18 protein-coding genes and 1 pseudogene are annotated in these 18,354 nt (G+C 67.5%); 17 read left to right on the forward strand and 2 right to left on the reverse strand.

Annotated elements, in window-relative coordinates:
* Nucleotides 1-152 precede the first annotated feature (152 nt).
* The 17 genes and pseudogenes from ftsH to AU198_RS09610 all read left to right on the forward strand — a co-directional run bounded on the left by ftsH (nucleotide 153) and on the right by AU198_RS09610 (nucleotide 16,606).
* Nucleotides 153-2,492: an ATP-dependent zinc metalloprotease FtsH gene (gene ftsH / locus AU198_RS09530; RefSeq protein ID WP_064347868.1), complete on the forward strand. Its 2,340-nt coding sequence runs from the start codon at nucleotides 153-155 to the stop codon at nucleotides 2,490-2,492.
* 29 nt (nucleotides 2,493-2,521) lie between these two features.
* On the forward strand, nucleotides 2,522-3,130 hold the full coding sequence (folE, locus tag AU198_RS09535; protein ID WP_064347869.1) for a GTP cyclohydrolase I FolE: 609 nt from the start codon (nucleotides 2,522-2,524) through the stop codon (nucleotides 3,128-3,130).
* Between the two features lie 20 nt (nucleotides 3,131-3,150).
* Nucleotides 3,151-3,967, forward strand: a pseudogene (gene folP / locus AU198_RS09540) (dihydropteroate synthase); the annotation flags it as partial.
* Nucleotides 3,968-4,318: a dihydroneopterin aldolase gene (gene folB, locus AU198_RS09545; protein WP_502689280.1), complete on the forward strand. Its 351-nt coding sequence runs from the start codon at nucleotides 3,968-3,970 to the stop codon at nucleotides 4,316-4,318. It abuts the pseudogene before it with no gap.
* On the forward strand, nucleotides 4,315-4,827 hold the full coding sequence (folK, locus tag AU198_RS09550; protein WP_064347871.1) for a 2-amino-4-hydroxy-6-hydroxymethyldihydropteridine diphosphokinase: 513 nt from the start codon (nucleotides 4,315-4,317) through the stop codon (nucleotides 4,825-4,827). Before folB ends, folK begins: the two co-directional genes overlap by 4 nt.
* Nucleotides 4,827-5,303 carry a DUF3180 domain-containing protein gene (locus AU198_RS09555; protein WP_064347872.1) on the forward strand — a complete coding sequence of 159 codons (477 nt, stop codon included), beginning with the start codon at nucleotides 4,827-4,829 and terminating at the stop codon, nucleotides 5,301-5,303. The genes folK and AU198_RS09555 overlap by 1 nt, the downstream gene beginning before the upstream one ends.
* Before the next feature lie 77 nt (nucleotides 5,304-5,380).
* On the forward strand, nucleotides 5,381-6,682 hold the full coding sequence (locus AU198_RS09560) for a DUF6779 domain-containing protein (RefSeq protein ID WP_064347873.1): 1,302 nt from the start codon (nucleotides 5,381-5,383) through the stop codon (nucleotides 6,680-6,682).
* A gap of 89 nt (nucleotides 6,683-6,771) precedes the next feature.
* The gene (locus AU198_RS09565) at nucleotides 6,772-7,731 is read left to right on the forward strand and encodes a Rossmann-like and DUF2520 domain-containing protein (RefSeq protein WP_064348186.1); all 960 of its coding nucleotides are present in this window, start codon (nucleotides 6,772-6,774) and stop codon (nucleotides 7,729-7,731) included.
* Nucleotides 7,728-8,660: a pantoate--beta-alanine ligase gene (panC, locus tag AU198_RS09570; RefSeq protein WP_064347874.1), complete on the forward strand. Its 933-nt coding sequence runs from the start codon at nucleotides 7,728-7,730 to the stop codon at nucleotides 8,658-8,660. Before AU198_RS09565 ends, panC begins: the two co-directional genes overlap by 4 nt.
* On the forward strand, nucleotides 8,660-9,067 hold the full coding sequence (gene panD / locus AU198_RS09575; RefSeq protein ID WP_064347875.1) for an aspartate 1-decarboxylase: 408 nt from the start codon (nucleotides 8,660-8,662) through the stop codon (nucleotides 9,065-9,067). The genes panC and panD overlap by 1 nt, the downstream gene beginning before the upstream one ends.
* A gap of 4 nt (nucleotides 9,068-9,071) precedes the next feature.
* Nucleotides 9,072-9,887, forward strand: a complete 816-nt coding sequence (locus AU198_RS09580) for a type III pantothenate kinase (protein ID WP_064347876.1) — start codon at nucleotides 9,072-9,074, stop codon at nucleotides 9,885-9,887.
* Between the two features lie 89 nt (nucleotides 9,888-9,976).
* Nucleotides 9,977-11,515, forward strand: a complete 1,539-nt coding sequence (lysS, locus tag AU198_RS09585; protein ID WP_064347877.1) for a lysine--tRNA ligase — start codon at nucleotides 9,977-9,979, stop codon at nucleotides 11,513-11,515.
* Nucleotides 11,516-11,635: 120 nt separating this feature from the next.
* Nucleotides 11,636-11,977, forward strand: coding sequence for a histone-like nucleoid-structuring protein Lsr2 (gene lsr2, locus AU198_RS09590; RefSeq protein ID WP_064347878.1), 342 nt, complete (start codon nucleotides 11,636-11,638; stop codon nucleotides 11,975-11,977).
* A 272-nt stretch (nucleotides 11,978-12,249) separates the two neighbouring features.
* Complete coding sequence (gene clpC1, locus AU198_RS09595) at nucleotides 12,250-14,793, forward strand: ATP-dependent protease ATP-binding subunit ClpC (protein WP_064347879.1); 2,544 nt, start codon at nucleotides 12,250-12,252, stop codon at nucleotides 14,791-14,793.
* 221 nt (nucleotides 14,794-15,014) lie between these two features.
* Nucleotides 15,015-15,233 (forward strand): CbtB domain-containing protein, encoded by a 219-nt coding sequence (locus AU198_RS09600; RefSeq protein WP_064347880.1) that lies wholly within the window; start codon nucleotides 15,015-15,017, stop codon nucleotides 15,231-15,233.
* An 18-nt stretch (nucleotides 15,234-15,251) separates the two neighbouring features.
* Nucleotides 15,252-16,061 (forward strand): CbtA family protein, encoded by an 810-nt coding sequence (locus tag AU198_RS09605; protein WP_064347881.1) that lies wholly within the window; start codon nucleotides 15,252-15,254, stop codon nucleotides 16,059-16,061.
* Nucleotides 16,058-16,606: a histidine phosphatase family protein gene (locus AU198_RS09610; protein WP_064347882.1), complete on the forward strand. Its 549-nt coding sequence runs from the start codon at nucleotides 16,058-16,060 to the stop codon at nucleotides 16,604-16,606. The genes AU198_RS09605 and AU198_RS09610 overlap by 4 nt, the downstream gene beginning before the upstream one ends.
* A 17-nt stretch (nucleotides 16,607-16,623) precedes the next feature.
* Here the strand turns inward: AU198_RS09610 and AU198_RS09615 are convergent, their stop codons facing one another.
* Nucleotides 16,624-17,997, reverse strand: a complete 1,374-nt coding sequence (locus tag AU198_RS09615; RefSeq protein ID WP_082690947.1) for a serine hydrolase — start codon at nucleotides 17,995-17,997, stop codon at nucleotides 16,624-16,626.
* Entirely contained in the window at nucleotides 17,978-18,301 is a 324-nt protein-coding gene (mhuD, locus tag AU198_RS09620; RefSeq protein ID WP_064348188.1) for a mycobilin-forming heme oxygenase MhuD, read from the reverse strand. The genes AU198_RS09615 and mhuD overlap by 20 nt, the downstream gene beginning before the upstream one ends.
* Nucleotides 18,302-18,354: the final 53 nt, after the last annotated feature.

Here is an 18,354-nt window from a genome sequence, read left to right on the forward strand (position 1 = left end):
TCGCCATGGCCGGCAGCGTGCGGGTAACCCACGTTCGGCGGGATGGCGTGGAGAACCGTCGGGAACCTTGGTTCGTTGGTCTAGCGGTAGCCTGAACTATTCCAACTGCGCACCTGTTGGAGAGGTTTCGAAGTTTCGACGACGGATAGTTGATGAATCGGAAAAATGTCATCCGCACGCTGACCGTGATAGCGGTCGTGCTGTTGCTGGGCTGGTCCTTCTACTACTTCAGCGATGACACGCGGGGTTACAAGCCCATCGACACGTCGGTGGCGATCGCGCAGATCGACGGCGACAACGTCAAGACCGCGCAGATCGATGACCGCGAACAGCAGCTACGGCTCGACCTCAAGAGCGGCAACGGCGACACCGAGAACAGCGACAAGATCATCACCAAGTACCCGACGGGGTACGGGGTCACGCTGTTCGAGGCTCTTCAGGACAAGAACGTCAAGACCAACACCGTGGTCAACCAGGGCAGCATGCTCGGCTCGCTGCTGATCTACCTGCTGCCGCTGTTGCTGCTGGTCGGGCTGTTCATCATGTTCTCCCGCATGCAGACCGGCGGCCGGATGGGCTTCGGGTTCGGCAAGTCCAAGGCCAAGATGCTCAACAAGGACATGCCGAAGACCACGTTCGCCGACGTCGCAGGCGTCGACGAGGCCGTCGAAGAGCTCTACGAGATCAAGGACTTTTTGCAGAACCCGTCGCGGTATCAGGCGCTGGGCGCCAAGATCCCCAAGGGCGTGTTGCTGTTCGGCCCGCCCGGCACAGGTAAGACGCTGCTGGCGCGCGCCGTCGCCGGCGAGGCCGGGGTGCCGTTCTTCACGATCTCGGGCTCCGACTTCGTCGAGATGTTCGTCGGCGTGGGCGCCTCGCGCGTGCGCGACCTGTTCGAGCAGGCCAAGCAGAACAGCCCGTGCATCATCTTCGTCGACGAGATCGACGCCGTCGGCCGTCAGCGCGGCGCCGGGCTGGGCGGCGGGCACGACGAACGCGAGCAGACGCTCAACCAGCTGCTCGTCGAGATGGACGGCTTCGGCGACCGCCAGGGCGTCATCCTGATCGCCGCCACGAACCGGCCCGACATCCTCGACCCTGCGCTGCTGCGGCCCGGTCGCTTCGACCGCCAGATACCGGTTTCCAACCCCGACTTGGCCGGCCGCCGCGCGGTGCTCAAGGTGCATTCGGCGGGCAAGCCGATCGCTCCCGACGCCGACCTCGACGGGCTGGCCAAGCGCACCGTCGGCATGTCCGGCGCCGACCTGGCCAACGTCATCAACGAGGCGGCGCTGCTGACCGCCCGCGAGAACGGCACGGTGATCACCGGCCCGGCGCTGGAGGAGGCCGTCGACCGTGTCGTCGGCGGGCCGCGCCGCAAGAGCCGCATCATCAGCGAGCAGGAGAAGAAGATCACCGCCTATCACGAGGGCGGGCACACGCTCGCCGCGTGGGCGATGCCGGACATCGATCCGATCTACAAGGTGACGATCCTGGCCCGCGGCCGCACCGGCGGGCACGCGATGGCCGTCCCCGAGGACGACAAGGGCCTAATGACCCGCTCGGAGATGATCGCGCGGCTGGTGTTCGCGATGGGCGGACGCGCCGCCGAGGAACTGGTGTTCCGGGAGCCGACCACCGGTGCGGTGTCCGACATCGAGCAGGCCACCAAGATCGCCCGCGCGATGGTGACCGAGTACGGCATGAGCTCCAAGCTCGGTGCGGTGCGCTACGGCACCGAGCACGGCGATCCGTTCCTGGGTCGCACCATGGGCACCCAGCCCGACTACAGCCACGAGGTCGCCCAGATCATCGACGACGAGATCCGCAAGCTCATCGAGGCCGCCCACACCGAGGCCTGGGAGATTCTCACCGAATACCGCGACGTGCTCGACACCCTCGCCGGCGAGCTGCTCGAGAAGGAGACGCTGCACCGGCGTGAGCTCGAGGAGATCTTCGGCGACGTGAAGAAGCGTCCGCGGCTGACCATGTTCGACGACTTCGGCGGGCGGGTACCGTCCGACAAGCCGCCGATCAAAACCCCCGGTGAGCTGGCGATCGAGCGCGGCGAGGAATGGCCCAAACCGGTGCCCGAACCCGCCTTCAAGGCTGCGATCGCCGCGGCCACCAAGGCCGCCGAGGCCACCAAGGTGGCCGAGGGCGGCCCGAACGGCGCCAACGGCAGCGGGAACGGTTCCTCGGGTCCGACGCAGCCCGACTACGGCGCCCCCGCGGGGTGGCACGCACCAGGCTGGCCGCCGTCACCGCAGCAGCAGCAGCAGCCCCCGGCCCAGCAACATCCGCCGGCCCAGCCGCAGCCGCCGGTCCAGCAGCCGCACGGCTACTGGTATCCGGCGCCGCATCAGGGTTGGCAACAGCAGCCCTACCCGCCGTATCAGCCGTATCCGCAGCAGGGGCCACCGCAGCAACAGGGTGCACCACCCCCATCGAACGAGGACAAGGGTCAGGACAACAGCCGGCGTAACGGCTGACAGGCCGGCCGGCTCACAGGGAGGCTCCATTGGCGCAGTCGCAGCACAACTCTGTTTCGTTCAGGCCCGCGAACTTCGACCAGCCACGCGCTGAGGCGGCGGTCCGCGAACTGCTGCTCGCGGTGGGGGAGGACCCGGACCGCCATGGGCTCGAGTCCACGCCCGCGCGGGTGGCGCGGGCGTACAAGGAGTTGTTCGCCGGCCTGTACATCGATCCGGATTCGGTGCTGGACACCACATTTGACGAGCAGCACGACGAGCTGGTGCTGGTCAAGCAGATCCCGATGTACTCGACCTGCGAGCATCACCTGGTCTCTTTTCACGGCGTGGCACACGTCGGTTACATCCCCGGCCAGGACGGGCGCGTCACCGGGTTGTCCAAGATCGCCCGGCTGGTCGATCTCTACGCCAAGCGACCGCAGGTGCAGGAACGGCTCACCGGTCAGATCGCCGACGCGATGATGCGCAAACTCGATCCGCGCGGTGTGATCGTCGTGGTCGAGGCCGAGCACCTGTGCATGGCCATGCGCGGAGTGCGCAAGCCGGGCGCGGTGACGACCACATCGGCCGTGCGAGGGCAGTTCAAGGTCGATGCGGCATCGAGGGCCGAGGCGCTGGACCTGATACTGCGCAAGTGAACTCGACACGGGTGCGCGTCATGGGGGTCGTGAACGTCACCGACGACTCCTTCTCCGACGGAGGGCTGTTCCTCGACCGCGACCGCGCCGTCGAGCACGGGCTGGAGCTGGTCGCCGAAGGCGCGGCGATTGTCGACGTGGGCGGTGAGTCGACTCGCCCCGGGGCCACGCGCATCGACCCCGAAGTCGAGAAATCGCGGGTGTGCCCGGTCATCTCCGAGCTCGCCGCCGAAGGCGTCACGGTCAGCATCGACACGATGCACGCCGACGTCGCGCGGGCGGCACTGGAGAACGGCGCCCAGATCGTCAACGACGTCTCCGGCGGGCGCGCGGACCCGGGTATGGCGCCATTGCTCGCCGACGCGAAAGTGCCGTGGGTGCTGATGCATTGGCGGTCGGTGGGCGCAGACCGTCCGCACGCGGTGCCCGCCTATCGGAACGTCGTCGACGAGGTCCGCACCGAACTGCTCGCCAGCGTGGACGCCGCGGTGGCCGCCGGGGTCGACGCGACCAACCTCATCATCGATCCGGGGTTGGGCTTCGCCAAGACCGGCGACCACAACTGGACGCTGTTGCGCGCCCTGCCCGAATTCGTCGCCACCGGCATCCCGGTGTTGGTCGGCGCGTCGCGCAAACGCTTCCTCGGAACGCTGCTCGCCGACTCCGACGGAGAGCCGCGACCGCCGGACGGCCGGGAGACAGCGACCGCGGTGATCTCGGCGCTGGCCGGTCTGCACGGCGCCTGGGGTGTGCGGGTGCACGATGTGCGCGCGTCGGTCGATGCGGTCAAGGTGTTGGAGGCGTGGTCGCATGGCTGACCGAATCGAGTTGCGCGGCTTGCGAGTTCGCGGCCATCACGGTGTCTTCGAGCACGAGCGTCGCGACGGCCAGGAGTTCATCGTCGACATCACGGTCTGGATCGACCTCGCCGCCGCGGCGGCCAGTGACGACCTCGCCGACACCCTGGACTACGGCGCGTTGGCACAGCGGGCGGCCGACATCGTCGCCGGACCGCCGCGGGACCTGATCGAGACGGTGGCCGCAGAGATCGCCGACGGCGTCATGGATGACGGCCGTGTGCACGCCGTCGAGGTGGTCGTGCACAAGCCCGCGGCGCCGATCCCGCTGACGTTCTCCGACGTCGCGGTGGTGGCGCGTCGATCGCGGCGCGCCCGGGGTGGCCCTTGACCACCGCGGTTTTGTCGATCGGGTCGAATCTCGGCGACCGGCTGGCGATGCTTCGGTCGGTCGTCGACGGGCTCGGTGACGCGCTGCGTGCGGCGTCGCCGGTGTACGAGACCGCCCCGTGGGGCGGTGTCGAACAGGAGCCGTTCCTCAACGCCGTCCTCGTGGCCGACGATCCCGCGCTCGACGGCCACGGTTGGCTACGGCGCGCCCACGAGTTCGAACAATCCGCCGAGCGGGTGCGCGCACAACGATGGGGGCCGCGCACGCTCGACGTCGACATCGTCACCTGCCGAAGCGGGGGACGCGAGCTGATCTCGCAGGACCCCGACCTGACCCTGCCGCATCCGCGTGCCCACCAACGCGCGTTCGTGCTCGTGCCCTGGTTGGTGGTGGAACCGGACGCGGCGTTGACGGTGGCAGGCCGACTGCGCCGGGTCGACGAACTGCTCGCCGCGCTCCAACCGGCCGAACGCGACGGCGTGCACCGCACGGAGTTGGTGTTGCGCTGATGGGGCCGACCAGAAGGCGCGACCTCGCGGCCGCTGCGGTGCTGACCGCTGTCGTCGGCTATTTGCTCGTGCTCGCGTCATACCGGTGGTTCCCGCCGATCACACTGTGGACGGGTGTGTCGCTGCTGGGGGTGGCGATCGCCGAAGCGGGCTGGGCGTTCCACGTCCGCGCCAAGATCAACGACGGTGAGATCGGCGTGGGATCCGGCCGGCTGAACCCGCTCGCGGTGGCGCGGTCCGTGGTGATCGCCAAGGCCTCGGCTTGGGTCGGCGCGCTGGTGTTCGGTTGGTGGGCGGCCGTCCTGGCGTACCTGTTGCCGCGCCGTTCCACTCTGCGCGTCGCCGCCGAGGACACCGCGGGTGCCGCGGTGGCCGCCGGGTGCGCATTGGCTCTGGTGGTTGCCGCGCTGTGGTTGCAGCATTGCTGCAAGTCTCCGGGCGAGCCGCCGGAGAACCCCAATGGGGCAACGGATTAACGAAGTTCGGCCCACGCGGTAACGAATCGCCGACGAGGCGACACGCGGAGTGACCTGTGACAGGTACAGTCGCCCCCATGACCGATCCGACCCGCAGCGCACGCTATCGGCGTGCCGCCCGCAGGCCGGGTTGGATGCTGTTGACCGCGTTGCTGGTGCTGGCGATCGCGGCCAGCTCCGCGCTGGTGTTCACCGATCGGGTGGAGCTGCTCAAGCTTGCGGTCATCCTGGCGTTGTGGGCGGCGGTGGTCGCGGCGTTCGTCTCGGTCATCTACCGACGGCAGAGCGATGTCGACCAGGCCAAGGTGCGCGACCTCAAGCTCGTCTACGACCTGCAGCTGGACCGTGAGATCTCGGCGCGGCGCGAATACGAGCTGTCGTTGGAGACGCAACTGCGCCGCGAGCTGGAAGCCGAGGTGCGCGCACAGGCGGCCGACGAGATGGCGAGCCTGCGAGCCGAACTGTCCGCGCTGCGCGCCAATCTGGAGATCCTCTTCGACGCGGACCTGTCGCACCGGCCCGCGATCGAACCCGAGCGCACGACCGTGCGCGCTTACAGCGACTGGGCGAGGGATTCGGAGACCACGGGCCGCGTCAGCAGCAGCCGCATCGACGATTACCGGCCCGACATCGAAGAGCGGACCGAGGAAAGCGCGATCATCGACGTGCCCGCCGAACCCCAACCGCCCGAGTTCGATTGGCAACCGACCGCCGAGCACGGCGGGGCGCACCGCAGAGCCTCCGACGCCGACTGGGGACAGCAACCGGCACAGGAGCCTGCCGCGTGGTCGCCGCCGCCTGCCGAGCCCGCTCCGCCACCACCGCCGCGGGCCGAGCCCGTTCCACCACCGCCACCGCCGCCACCACCGCCGGTCGAGCCCGTGGCACCGCCACCGCCGCGGGCCGAGCCCGTGCCGCCGCCACCACCGCGGGCCGAGCCCGTGCCGCCGCCCCCGCCCGAGCCTGCGCCGACCAGTGACTGGCAGCCGGCACCGGCGGATGGGCGCTGGATTCCACCCGGCGCCCCGGGCAGCAACTGGGTGTCGGGAGGCAACGGATCGACGACCGAGTACGTCGGCAGGCGCCGGGCGCCGGAACCCGGAGAAGACGCGGCCCGGCCGGCCGCCGAACCCGACCTCTCGCCGCCGGTGCCCGAACCGCGACGCGGCAGGCATTCGGCGTCGCCGGGAAGCGGTGATCCGGGGCGTCCGGAGCAGCAGGCCGGGCCCGCAGAACCGCCGGAACCACCCGCGCCCGGAGGGCGGCGACACCGCAGCGCCGACGACCCCGACACCGCCGGACAGTCCGTCGCTGAACTGTTGGCCCGGCTGCAGGCGAGCCCCACACCGGGCGGGCGTCGCAGGCGCCGCGAGGAGTGAGCTAATCTCGTAGCGACCGTCCGGTACCCGCACCGCAGGACCGGAACGTACACACATCAACTCGCAGCGAGGTCGACTTCATGGTCGCCATGGGGACACCACCTGGCGGATTCCGCCCGGCGCGGCTCACTGTCGGCATCGTTTCCGCAGGCCGCGTCGGTTCCGCGCTGGGTGTGGCCCTCGAACGCGCCGAGCATGTGGTGGTGGCGTGCAGCGCGGTCTCGCGCGCGTCGCGTGACCGCGCCCAGCGCCGGCTGCCCGACACCGCGGTTCTTCCGGTCGACGAGGTGGCGAGCCGTTCCGAACTGTTGATCCTCGCCGTGCCGGACGCCGAGTTGGCGAAGTTGGTGTCCGGTCTGGCCGCGACCCGGTCGGTGCGGCCGGGCACGATCGTCGCGCACACCTCCGGTGCGAACGGCATCGACGTGCTGACACCGCTGACCTCGCTGGGCTGCACGCCGTTGGCGATCCACCCGGCGATGACCTTCACCGGCACCGACGAGGACATCGACCGCCTCTCGGACACCTGCTTCGGGGTGACGGCCGCCGACGAAGTCGGATACGCGATCGCCCAATCACTGGTGCTCGAGATCGGCGGGGAGCCGTTCCGGGTCCGCGAGGACGCGCGCACGCTCTATCACGCAGCACTGGCGCATGCCGGTAATCACGTGGTGACGGTGCTGCTCGACGCGGTGGAGGGGCTGCGCTCGGCGTTGTGGGGCCAGGAACTGCTCGGCCAGGAACTGGTCGGCGACGCGCCGGGAGGGCTGGCTGAGCGGGTCATCGGCCCGCTGGCCCGCGCCTCGTTGGAGAACGCGCTACAACGCGGGCAGGCGGCGTTGACCGGCCCGGTGGCACGCGGGGACGCCGCCGCCGTCGCGCGTCACCTGGAAGCCCTGACGGAGGTGAATCCCGAATTGGCGCAGGCATATCGGGCGAACTCGCTGCGCACCGCTCAGCGTGCGCACGCCCCGGACGACGTGGTCGCGGTGCTCACCGCCGATTCGGACGCCGGTGGGGCAACGCGTCGGATGGGGACGGGCCGATGACCGTCGGTAAACCGCAGTTCACGGCGGGTGAACTGAACGTCTACTCCAAACCGACAGACGTCTCGGCGGTCACCAGAGCGCTGCGCGCCACCGGTCGCCGCGTGATGCTGGTCCCGACGATGGGCGCTCTGCACGAAGGTCACCGCATGCTCATCCGCTCCGCCAAGCGTGTCCAGGGCGCCGTCGTGGTGGTGTCGATCTTCGTCAACCCACTGCAGTTCGGGGCGGGTGAGGATCTCGAGGCGTATCCGCGCACACTCGACGACGACCTCGACGCCCTGCGCGACGAGGGGGTCGAGATCGCGTTCACCCCGACCGTCGCCGACATGTATCCGGACGGAACGCGCACGTCGGTTCATCCCGGCCCGCTGGGTGCTGACCTCGAAGGGGCTTCTCGGCCAACGCATTTCGCGGGTGTGCTGACGGTGGTGCTCAAGCTGCTCAACATCGTCCATCCCGATCACGCGTTCTTCGGGGAGAAGGACTACCAGCAGTTGGCTCTGCTCCGGCAGATGGTCGCCGACCTCAACGTCGACACGAGGATCGTGGGCGTGCCGATCGTGCGGGAGGCCGACGGCTTGGCGATGTCGTCGCGCAATCGCTATCTGGACCCGGAGCAACGCGAACATGCGGGCGCACTGTCCGCTGCGCTGCTGGCGGGTATGTACGCCGCGGGGGAGGGGACCGCTGCCGCGTTGGACGCCGCACGTGCGGTGCTCGACTCGGTCCCGGCGATCGAGGTGGATTATCTCGACGTGCGCGACCCGATGCTCGGGCCGGCACCGGAGGTCGGGGCGGCACGCATGTTGGTGGCCGGCCGGCTGGGGTCCACCAGGCTGCTGGACAACATCGCCATAGATATCGGGGTGCCGTCGGGGCCGGGCCCGGACGTCCCGTTTGACGAGCACGAACTTCCTTGGAGGAACTGATGTTACGGACAATGCTGAAATCGAAGATCCACCGCGCCACGGTGACGAAGGCCGACCTGCACTACGTCGGCTCGGTGACCATCGACGCCGACCTCATGGATGCCGCCGACCTGCTCGAGGGTGAGCAGGTGACGATCGTCGACATCGACAACGGTGCGCGGCTGGTGACGTATGCCATCACCGGTGAACGTGGCAGTGGCGTGATCGGAATCAACGGCGCGGCAGCACATCTGGTGCACCCGGGCGATCTGGTGATCCTGATCGCCTACGGCACCATGGAGGATGCCGAAGCCAGGGCATACCAGCCGCGGATCGTGTTCGTCGACGCCGAAAACAAGCAGGTCGACCTCGGTCACGACCCCGCATTCGTACCGGCCGACGCGGCCGAGTTGATGTCGCCTCGGTGAGTCCGTGTTACTAGCCATCGACGTCCGGAACACCCACACCGTCGTGGGTCTGGTCTCGGGTTCGGGGGATCACGCGAAAGTCGTGCAGCAGTGGCGGATTCGCACCGAATCGGAAGTCACGGCCGACGAACTCGCGCTGACCATCGACGGGCTGATCGGCGACGACTCCGAACGTCTGACGGGGGCCGCGGGCCTGTCGACCGTACCGTCGGTGATGCACGAACTGCGCGAGATGCTGCGCCAGTACTGGCCGTCGGTGCCCCATGTATTGATCGAGCCCGGTGTCCGCACGGGGATTCCGCTGTTGGTGGACAACCCGAAGGAAGTCGGCGCCGACCGCATCGTGAACTGCCTCGCGGCATACCACAAGTTCGGGACCGCAGCCATCGTCGTCGACTTCGGCTCGTCGATCTGCGTCGACGTGGTCTCGGCGAAGGGCGAGTTCCTCGGCGGCGCGATCGCTCCCGGCGTCGAGGTGTCCTCCGACGCGGCCGCGGCGCGGTCGGCGGCGTTGCGTCGCGTCGAGCTGACCCGGCCGCGTTCGGTCATCGGCAAGAACACCGTGGAGTGCATGCAGGCCGGTGCGGTGTTCGGGTTCGCCGGCCTGGTCGACGGCCTGGTGCAGCGCATCCGCGACGATGTCGACGGCTTCGGGGGCACCGACGTCGCCGTGGTCGCCACCGGACACACCGCGCCGCTTCTACTGCCGGATATGCGCACCGTCGAGCATTTCGACGAGCACCTCACCCTCGACGGGTTGCGGCTGGTGTTCGAGCGCAACCGCGACAACCAGCGCGGTCGCCTCAAACAGGCCCGCTGAATGGTGATTTCAGTGCCCAACCGGTCGCCCGGTGAGCGTCGACGCACCGAAATTCCTAGTCGGCGCACGTTCATTTAGGCTGGCACGACGTGACCGAACCCGACTCGTCCCGCGCTGCACCGGCCGCGGACGCCACATCCGAGCCCGACGTTCCTGAGCAGTACCGGATCCGTCAGGCCAAGCGTGAGCGGCTGCTCGCCGAGGGACGCGAACCGTATCCGGTGGCGATCGGGCGCACCCATTCCCTGGCCGAGATCCGCGAGACGTATCCCGATCTGGCCGCCGGCTCCGAGACGGGGCAGATCGTAGGCGTGGCGGGGCGGGTGATGTTCGCCCGTAACTCCGGGAAGCTGTGCTTTGCCACGCTGCAGGAGGGGGACGGCACGCAGCTGCAGGCGATGATCAGCCTCAACAAGGTCGGACAGGATTCGCTGGACGCGTGGAAGGCCGACGTGGACCTCGGCGACATCGTCTTCGTGCGCGGTGAGGTGATCAGCTCCCGGCGCGGTGAACTCTCGGTGTTGGCCGACTCCTGGCAAATGGCTTCGAAGGCCCTGCGGCCGCTGCCGGTCGCCCATAAGGAGATGAACGAAGAGGCGCGGGTGCGGCAGCGCTACGTCGATCTCATCGTGCGACCCGAGGCCAGAACCATCGCTCGTCAGCGGGTCGCGGTGGTCCGCGCGGTGCGCTCGGCGCTGGAACGGCGCGGATTCCTCGAAGTCGAAACCCCGATGCTGCAGACACTCGCAGGCGGCGCTGCGGCGCGACCGTTCGTGACGCACTCCAATGCCCTCGATGCCGACCTATATCTGCGTATCGCGCCGGAACTGTTTCTCAAGCGCGCACTGGTCGGTGGATTCGAGCGCGTCTTCGAGTTGAATCGAGTGTTCAGAAACGAAGGCGCCGATTCCACACATTCTCCGGAATTCGCGATGCTCGAGACTTATCAGGCTTACGGTACGTACGACGATTCGGCCGTCGTGACCCGAGAGATTATTCAAGAAGTCGCGGACGAGGCGATCGGAACACGCGAGGTGCCATTGCCTGATGGCAGTGTTTACGATCTTGATGGCGAATGGCAGTCCATCGAAATGTATCCGTCGCTGTCCGAAGCCCTCGGCGAAGAGATCACCCCGGAAACACCGGCCGAGAAGTTGTGGGCCATCGCTGATCGTCTCGGGGTCTTGATCCCGCGCGACCGGGGTTACGGCCACGGGAAGCTGGTCGAGGAACTGTGGGAGCACACCGTCGGGAACACCTTGTGGGCGCCCACGTTCGTCCGTGACTTCCCCGTCGAGACGACGCCACTGACGCGACCACACCGCAGTATTGAGGGCGTCACCGAGAAATGGGATCTCTATATCCGGCGTTTCGAACTGGCGACCGGCTATTCCGAGCTGATCGATCCGGTAATCCAACGCGAAAGGTTCGAAGCCCAAGCGAGAGCGGCGGCCGCAGGTGATGACGAGGCGATGGTTCTCGACGAGGATTTTCTGGCAGCCCTGGAGTATGCCATGCCGCCGTCAACGGGAACCGGAATGGGCGTCGACAGATTGATGATGGCCCTGACGGGACTGTCGATTAGAGAGACGGTTTTGTTCCCGATTGTTCGACGCCACGGCAACTGAACGCGGTGCCATAACACGACGGCGTACGATCTTGTTGTATGGCGCACACGGATATGGCACATTGGTGCCGGGTTCGATACTTTACTGCGATCCTGTGATCGCGCAGAAGGGCGAGTTTAAATGGCGAAGAAAGTAACCGTCACCTTGGTCGACGATTTCGACGGCGAAGGTGCGGCCGACGAGACCGTTGAATTCGGCCTCGACGGGGTGACCTATGAGATCGACCTTTCTTCGAAGAATGCCGCGAAGCTGCGCGACGCCCTGAAGCCGTGGGTCGATTCCGGTCGCAGGGTCGGTGGCCGTCGGCGCGGACGTGCCGCCGGGTCGGGCCGCGGGCGAGCGGCGATCGACCGCGAGCAAAGCGCGGCGATCCGGGAGTGGGCACGTCGTAACGGACACAATGTGTCAACGCGTGGGCGCATTCCCGCCGATGTGATCGACGCCTTCCACGCCGCTACGTAGCGCGCTCCTCACAGACGCCGCGGCTGGTGTTCGCTAGCCGCGAAGCCGCCGGGGCTGGATTCGGAAACGAATCGGCCCACCGATGCGTTGCTCTCCCGTAGCGGCGGGTATCCGATCCCGTGCGCGTCGGCGCCCCGGTGTCCGCTCAGAGCAGACCGGCGGGCGGGACGCGCCGCCCTACTGCCCACTAGAGTGGACGGTGGTGCGGTGCGAACTCGAGACCGTTGGGCGCGCGTGGCACCGACCAATTGATGGAGAGCAGGTAACCACCGATGTTTGAGAGATTCACCGACCGTGCCCGCAGGGTCGTCGTCCTGGCTCAAGAAGAGGCCCGGATGCTCAACCACAACTACATCGGCACCGAGCACATCCTGTTGGGACTCATTCACGAGGGTGAGGGCGTAGCGGCCAAGTCGCTGGAGTCGCTGGGCATCTCGCTCGAAGGCGTGCGCAGCCAGGTCGAGGAGATCATCGGCCAGGGTCAGCAGGCGCCGTCGGGCCATATCCCGTTCACCCCGCGCGCAAAGAAGGTGCTGGAGCTGAGCCTCCGCGAGGCGCTGCAACTCGGCCACAACTACATCGGCACCGAGCACATCCTGCTCGGCCTCATCCGTGAGGGCGAGGGCGTCGCCGCCCAGGTGCTCGTGAAGCTGGGCGCCGAACTCACCCGCGTGCGCCAGCAGGTCATCCAGCTGCTGAGCGGCTATCAGGGCAAGGAGACCGCGGAAGCCGGCACCGGCGGCCGCGGCGGCGAGGCCGGCAACCCGTCCACCTCGCTGGTGCTCGACCAGTTCGGCCGCAACCTGACGGCGGCCGCGATGGAGGGCAAGCTCGATCCGGTCATCGGCCGCGAGAAGGAAATCGAGCGGGTGATGCAGGTGCTGAGCCGTCGCACCAAGAACAACCCGGTGCTGATCGGCGAGCCCGGCGTGGGCAAGACCGCCGTCGTCGAGGGGCTGGCGCAGGCCATCGTGCACGGCGAGGTCCCCGAGACGCTGAAGGACAAGCAGCTCTACACCCTGGACCTGGGGTCCCTGGTGGCCGGCAGCCGGTACCGCGGTGACTTCGAGGAGCGCCTGAAGAAGGTCCTCAAGGAGATCAACACCCGCGGCGACATCATCCTGTTCATCGACGAGCTGCACACGCTCGTGGGGGCCGGAGCCGCCGAGGGCGCCATCGACGCCGCGTCGATCCTGAAGCCGAAGCTGGCCCGTGGCGAGCTGCAGACGATCGGTGCCACCACGCTCGACGAGTACCGCAAGTACATCGAGAAGGACGCCGCCCTGGAACGCCGCTTCCAGCCGGTCCAGGTCGGCGAGCCCACCGTCGAGCACACCATCGAGATCCTCAAGGGTCTGCGTGACCGGTACGAGGCGCACCACCGTGTCTCGATCACCGACTCGGCGATGGTCGCGGCGGCCACTCTGGCCGACCGCTACATCAACGACCGGTTCCTGCCGGACAAGGCGATCGACCTGATCGACGAGGCCGGTGCCCGGATGCGGATCCGCCGGATGACCGCTCCGCCGGACCTGCGTGAGTTCGACGAGAAGATCGCCGACGCGCGCCGGGAGAAGGAGTCCGCGATCGACGCGCAGGACTTCGAGAAGGCCGCGAGCCTGCGCGACAAGGAAAAGCAGCTCGTCGCACAGCGCGCCGAGCGTGAGAAGCAATGGCGCTCAGGTGATCTCGATGTGGTTGCCGAGGTCGACGACGAGCAGATCGCCGAGGTGCTGGGCAACTGGACCGGCATCCCCGTGTTCAAGCTGACCGAGGAGGAGACCACTCGGCTGCTGCGCATGGAGGAGGAACTGCACAAGCGGATCATCGGCCAGGAGGACGCCGTCAAGGCGGTCTCCAAGGCGATCCGGCGCACCCGTGCCGGCCTGAAGGATCCGAAGCGTCCGTCGGGTTCGTTCATCTTCGCCGGCCCGTCCGGTGTCGGTAAGACCGAGCTGTCCAAGGCGCTGGCCAACTTCCTGTTCGGCGACGACGACGCGCTCATCCAAATCGACATGGGCGAGTTCCACGACCGGTTCACCGCCTCGCGGCTGTTCGGTGCCCCTCCGGGCTACGTCGGCTACGAGGAGGGCGGCCAGCTCACCGAGAAGGTGCGGCGCAAGCCGTTCTCGGTCGTGCTGTTCGACGAGATCGAGAAGGCGCATCAGGAGATCTACAACAGCCTGTTGCAGGTCCTCGAGGACGGCCGCCTGACCGACGGTCAGGGTCGTACGGTCGACTTCAAGAACACCGTGCTGATCTTCACGTCGAACCTGGGCACGTCCGACATCTCCAAGGCGGTCGGGCTGGGCTTCTCCCAGGGTGGTGGCGAGAACAACTACGAGCGGATGAAGCAGAAGGTCAACGACGAGCTGAAGAAGCACTTCAGGCCCGAGTTCCTCAACCGCATCGACGACATCATCGTCTTCCACCAGCTGACCCGCGACGAGATCATCCGGATGGTCGACCTGATGATCGGCCGGGTGTCCAACCAGCTCAAGGCCAAGGACATGACGATGGAGCTGACGGACAAGGCCAAGGCACTGCTGGCCAAGCGTGGATTCGATCCCGTGCTCGGCGCGCGGCCACTGCGGCGCACCATTCAGCGCGAGATCGAGGATCAGCTGTCGGAGAAGATCCTGTTCGAGGAGATCGGACCCGGCCAGCTCATCACGGTCGACGTCGACAACTGGGACGGCGAAGGCTCCGGAGAGGACGCGGTGTTCACGTTCAAGGGCACCAAGCGTCCCGCACCGGTGGCCGAGCCGGACCTGGCCCAGGCCGGTGCGGCAGGCGCTGCAGGCCCAGCCGAATAACGGCATCACGCCAACGAGAACGGGCGGTACCCACCAGGGTGCCGCCCGTTTTCCGTCTGATCCCGCTACCGCTGGACCGTGTGGATAGGATGTGCGATGTTATCGGCGGGCGAAGGAATCTGGTGAGAATCCAGAACGGTCGCGCCACTGTGTCAAGTCAGACCCGACGCTCGCCGTCAGCTTGAAACTGAGGACGCGAAATCCTCCGAAAGGACACCGACATGACCTCACCAGAGGCACGCAAGAGCGTTGCACCCGCACTCGACGTCTCCGCCACCGGCGCGGCAGTGTGGCTCTCGGCAACCGCTTTCCTGGCGCTGTTGGTGCTCTACTTCATCGGCCTGGACCAGGGCGCGACGTCGGTGTTCGGTGCGGACAACACCGCCATCCACGAGTTCGTGCACGACGCCCGGCATCTGCTCGGTTTCCCCTGCCACTGACGGCCCGGGGAACCAAGCATGGAAAAGCAGATCATCTGGCGTGGGCTGCTCGCAGGCGCCCTCGCCGGCGTGCTCGCGTTCGTCTTCGCCCGCATCTTCGTCGAACCGCAGATCGACCGGGCCATCGCCTACGAGGAGGGCGTCGGGTCCGCGCACGAGGCAGTGGAAGCCGCGAAAGGCGCGGGCCTTAACCATGGCCACAGCCACGGCGAGGGCGGCGGATTCGAGCGCGCCGTTCAGATGAACATCGGTATGGGACTGGGCGTGTTGCTGTTCAGCCTGGCGATCGGCGCGATCTTCGCGGTGACCTTCGCCGTGGCCTACGGTCGCGTCGGTGACATCTCGGCACGCCTGCTGTCGCTGTATGTGGCCGGCGGAATGCTGTTGAGCCTGTACGTCGTTCCCGCGCTGAAGTATCCGGCGAGCCCGCCGGCTCTGAGCCTGGACGAGACCATCCGCCAGCGCACGCTGCTGTACCTGCTGTTGGTGGTGCTGTCCGCGGCGCTTCTGGTCGGCGCGGTGTATCTGGGTCGACGGTTGGCCGGGCGCCTGGGGACATGGAATGCGACCATCGCCGCCGCGGGGTCCTACCTCGCCGCAGTGGCGGTCGTGATGCTCGTGCTCCCGACCATCGACGAGACACCGGGACCGCTGACCGACGACGCCGGAAACATTGTCTACGAAGGCTTCCCAGCAGATGTGCTCTACGACTTCCGGCTGTATTCGTTGGGCACCCAGATCGTCGTGTACGCGACGATCGCTTTGGTCTTCGGTGCGATGGCCGCACGGCTGCTCGAAGGTAACCGGCAGGAGAGCATTCCTGCGTGAGTGAGGTCGTCCGGCTGACGCTCGTATCGCATGCGCTGACCGATGCGATGTCGGCCGGACGATTCCCCACCGACGAGCCATTGAATCCCACCGGTCACCGGCAGGTCGACGCGTCGATCGACCTCGGTGTCGTCGACGCGGCCCTGTGCGGTCCCGAGAAGCGCACCAGGCAGACCGCCGAGCTGCTCGGCCTGCAGGCCGACGTGGAGCCGCGGCTCGCGGACCTGGACTGCGGTCGGTGGCGCGGTGACGTGCTGGGCGGAGTGCGACCGGCCGACCTGGCGATCTGGCTGACCGATCCGACCCGGGCGCCGCACGGCGGCGAATCGGTTGTCGAGCTGGTCGACCGGGTCCGCGACTGGATGGACTCGTTGACCGACCGCCGCAGCAGGCTCGTCGCGGTGACACATCCGGCGGTGATCCGCGCCGCGATCCTCATCGCGCTGGATGCTCCGCCGAAGTCGTTCTGGCGCATCGACATTGCGCCGGTAACTCGAACGGTGATGCATTTCCGCGCGCATGCGTGGACACTTCGGTCGTACTAGCGGGGTCGAACCGCTGATCAGCCGACCGGCACCAGGTCGAAACTCTGGCGCACGATCGAGAGCAACCACCCCGCGGCAGTGGGGCTGCGGTAACGGGGCCAGTTCAACTGGAAGCTGACCACCCATGGCTGCCTCGTGTGGTCGACGGCATACCAGCTGAACGTGAGGTCGCCGGGCAGGTTTCCGCCCTTGGCGCCGATGTAGCCCCACTTTGAACCGTCGAGATCGATGCCGGGTATCGCCGAGAGGATGTCCTTCACCGGCGCTGCCTCGCCCACGGCGGCCGCCTGCAGTGCGATGTGCACACGGCAGATGTCGGCGGCGCTGCCGTACCACTCCGCCCCGAAGTTCGACGCCGGGGTGTGCGTCCGGTGTGGATCCGGTTCGTAGGGGCGGGAATTGGTCTGTTGGAGCAGTTGCGCCCGGACTTGCGGGTCGCCTTTCTCGACCGCCTGACGCCACTGCTCGCGGAGATCGGGTCGCCCCCAGCCGACCGAGAACATTTCGTGCATGGTGGGAAACGGCGTCATGCTGGCCGGGTCGTGGTGGCGCGCCAGGACCAGCGCCCGCTCCACAGCACCCGTCCCCAGCCGGTCGATGAGAAGATCGGTGGCCATGTTGTCGCTGGCCGAAATCATCTGCTGCGCAGCGGTTCTCACCGATACCCGGGCGCCGGGAGGGAGTTCCTCAAGGCCTGCGGATCCGACCGCCTTGGCCCGCTTGGTGATGGTCAGCGCGTCGGTCCATTTCAGGGTGCCGGCTTTGACCGCTTCGGCGACCGCGAGCAGCACGTAGAGCTTGAAGATCGACGCCAACGGCAACGACAGTTCGGTGTTGGTTCCGGCCACCACATCGCACTTCGACCGGTCGGCAACCACCTTCGACACCTGATACGAGTAGCGGGCACCCGACTTCGTGATCTCGGCGTCGACATCGGCCCATTCGTCGATCTCCGGTGGGCGCAGCGTCACATCGAACCGGTCCACCATTCCGGCATCGTCGGTGCGAAGGTCGATCTCCTGCGCAACGCCATACGACGTCAGCACCCCGACCTCGGCATGGCCGGCCCGGATGTCGACGTCGGTCACCTTGAACGGCCGGTCCCACCAGATCCGGTCGAGCTTGGCGACGATCTCGTCGACCTTCTCGGGTGCCGCCATCGTGCGCACTCCCACGGGGCCGATCGGCCAGTCGGAGTTGAGCATGTCCAGCGTCTGCTTGGCCCGCAGCCCCTGGGGCGTGTTGATCTCGATTGGTGCGCCGTACGCGGCGTCGGCCGGCGCAGGCCTGACGTCCGCGCAGCCGCCGACGGCGACGACCAACGAGGCCGCGACCGTCAGCCCGAGCGCCCGGCGCGCGATGAGCGAGCCTCTACTTGTCAGCACCCGCAACGTCGAGGACGACCTCGAACTCGAGCAGTGACGCGCCGGTGGCCACCGGGTTGGCCTGCTGGCCCTTGTGGGCCTCGATGGCCGGACCCGTCGCCCAGGCCTGGAACGCCTCCTCGGACTCCCACTGCGTCACCACGAAGTAGCGGTTCTCACCCTTGATGGGCCGCAACAGCTGAAAGCCGAGGAAACCGGGCTGGTTGTCGACGGCGTGAGCCCGGTGCGCGAAGCGCTTCTCCAGTTCGGGACCGGCGTCGGGCGGGACCTCGATCGCGTTGATCTTCACCACGGGGTTCTGGCTTGGCATGCGCATCAGGCTACCGAATGCATCGGGGTCACCCGGAGGCACGATGATGTCGG

This window comes from Mycobacterium sp. GA-1199 (assembly GCF_001500045.1).
In the GTDB taxonomy this organism is placed as follows: Bacteria; Actinomycetota; Actinomycetes; order Mycobacteriales; family Mycobacteriaceae; genus Mycobacterium.

What these genes read in the sequence shown, in the direction of transcription:
- AU198_RS09560 (WP_064347873.1), top strand. Translation starts at nt 5,381, where the DNA reads ATGACCGATCCGACCCGCAGCGCACGCTATCGGCGTGCCGCCCGCAGG.
- AU198_RS09565 (WP_064348186.1), top strand. Translation starts at nt 6,772, where the DNA reads ATGGGGACACCACCTGGCGGATTCCGCCCGGCGCGGCTCACTGTCGGC.
- lsr2 (WP_064347878.1), top strand. Translation starts at nt 11,636, where the DNA reads ATGGCGAAGAAAGTAACCGTCACCTTGGTCGACGATTTCGACGGCGAA.
- clpC1 (WP_064347879.1), top strand. Translation starts at nt 12,250, where the DNA reads ATGTTTGAGAGATTCACCGACCGTGCCCGCAGGGTCGTCGTCCTGGCT.
- AU198_RS09555 (WP_064347872.1), top strand. Translation starts at nt 4,827, where the DNA reads ATGGGGCCGACCAGAAGGCGCGACCTCGCGGCCGCTGCGGTGCTGACC.
- ftsH (WP_064347868.1), top strand. Translation starts at nt 153, where the DNA reads ATGAATCGGAAAAATGTCATCCGCACGCTGACCGTGATAGCGGTCGTG.
- panC (WP_064347874.1), top strand. Translation starts at nt 7,728, where the DNA reads ATGACCGTCGGTAAACCGCAGTTCACGGCGGGTGAACTGAACGTCTAC.
- AU198_RS09600 (WP_064347880.1), top strand. Translation starts at nt 15,015, where the DNA reads ATGACCTCACCAGAGGCACGCAAGAGCGTTGCACCCGCACTCGACGTC.
- mhuD (WP_064348188.1), bottom strand. Translation starts at nt 18,301, where the DNA reads ATGCCAAGCCAGAACCCCGTGGTGAAGATCAACGCGATCGAGGTCCCG.
- AU198_RS09605 (WP_064347881.1), top strand. Translation starts at nt 15,252, where the DNA reads ATGGAAAAGCAGATCATCTGGCGTGGGCTGCTCGCAGGCGCCCTCGCC.
- panD (WP_064347875.1), top strand. Translation starts at nt 8,660, where the DNA reads ATGTTACGGACAATGCTGAAATCGAAGATCCACCGCGCCACGGTGACG.